Raw genomic sequence first — 1,577 nt, 5'->3', positions numbered from 1 at the left:
CGGTCTGACCCCCAATAATGAGACAAGGGTTAACGAAATCAAGCTTTAACGGATTGAATCATGGAAATGCTACGACATTTCTTAAAAGCTTGTGGTGTCATGTATTTCAAAGAACCATGTGGTCTGAGATTGTGATAGAAATTCATGTACACCTGGTATTTCTTGTAAACGTCTTCCGCATTCTCAAATGTATTCATGGATACGAATTCTTTTTGTACATTCGAATGCTGGGATTCAATGAAAGCCTGGGAATCAGGATGGTGCTTTATCCCGAATTCCTGGACTATCTCATTCTTTTTAAAATATTCCCGGGTGTAATTAGCTGTAAACAGGCTTCCATTATCCGTACGGACCAACCGAGGCACCGTTTCTTGGTAAAGCATTGCCCTTCCCAGTGTTCGAATAAAATCTTTGCACTTGCAACTCTTCCCAAGATATGAACCCACTATTTCCCTTGAATATACATCTATTATGTCCAACAAGGCTATATTCCCTTCCTGTATTGTGCTTATGTACTTAATATCTGCTTCCCACAGTATTCCTGTCCTGTCTATCTCGTGCTGGGTTGAACGCCTAACAGGATGGTGCTGTCTCGACCTGTATTTCCTCACATATCCCAGTTTTTTTCTCATTCTGTGTACTTTCTTGTGGTTCACTATTATCCCAAATTCATTCAGAAAATACTTGCTGAGCTTCTTGCTTCCTAATACTTTCAGATAATACTCAGGTTCATATGGATTCACTCTGCTGTATATGTCTTTGAGTAATTTTTCAAGCTCTTTATCTTCTATTCTCCCACCCTTTGTCTTTAGACAGTAATTGCGCCTTCTACCTGGTTTTGTCTTCTTGAGAAAGAAAAGGAGCTTCTTCCTGCGATAGTAACTGCTCCTGGTTATTCCAAAGATTCTCAAAAGATAAGAGGTTGAAAAACCATAACCCATATATGTTTCAGCGATAAGTTCAACTGCTAGCCTTTTCTTGTTTTTTTTAGCGCTTCTTTTAGCAACCTTATCTCCAGTTCTTTCTCTGCTATTATGAGTTTGTACTTCTCGATTTCGTTGAGAACCCCTTTTAGCTCTTTTGGGTCTTTCTTTATCTTGTCAAGCCCTATCTCTTTGTACAGAACAGGCGGTATCTTCGTTGGATCAACAATGAAATCTCCGGCTCTGAGTTTCGGTTCAAAAGCACTTTCTCCCTCCGCTCTGTATTTGTTTATCCAACCCCATAATGTGGAATCCGGTATCCCGTATTCTTCCCTGATTTCTCTTGTGTTTTTGTGGCCCTCTTCGTATTCTCTTACCACTTTTAGCTTCAATTCCTTTGAATATTGTCCCCTGCTTCTCATCCCTTCACCCCCTTTTCTTTCATACTATCACCTCGTTATTCCCTGTCCTATTTCTTTAGGGGGTGATTACGATTGAAAAGCCGAGAACCGAGAATCCGAGATCCGAGAGAACTTCTAAACACCAGCAGAGCTGGTCGTGGCAACTCCGAAGGAGTTCATAACACTGGCGTAGCCAGTCATACCCACGCACAGCGTGCTTAACAGCTCCTTCGCAGTGCACATCCACCCACGC

General features: G+C 41.5%; 1 protein-coding gene and 1 pseudogene. Both read right to left on the bottom strand.

The genetic code is table 11. The annotated features are described in order from the left end of the window. Positions 1 to 38 precede the first annotated feature (38 nt). A pseudogene (locus AT15_RS09410) lies at positions 39 to 1,022 on the bottom strand (IS3 family transposase); the annotation flags it as partial. Continuing rightward, positions 968 to 1,345, bottom strand: coding sequence for a helix-turn-helix domain-containing protein (locus AT15_RS10455; protein WP_068348927.1), 378 nt, complete (start codon positions 1,343 to 1,345; stop codon positions 968 to 970). The gene AT15_RS10455 and the pseudogene AT15_RS09410, both read right to left, overlap by 55 nt. Between the last annotated feature and the right edge of the window lie 232 nt (positions 1,346 to 1,577).

Origin of the sequence: Kosmotoga arenicorallina S304, from assembly GCF_001636545.1 — a bacterium.
Classification (GTDB): domain Bacteria; phylum Thermotogota; class Thermotogae; order Petrotogales; family Kosmotogaceae; genus Kosmotoga_B; species Kosmotoga_B arenicorallina.
Note: the sequence above shows the minus strand (reverse complement) of the source record. Positions and strands in the feature narration are given on the sequence as shown.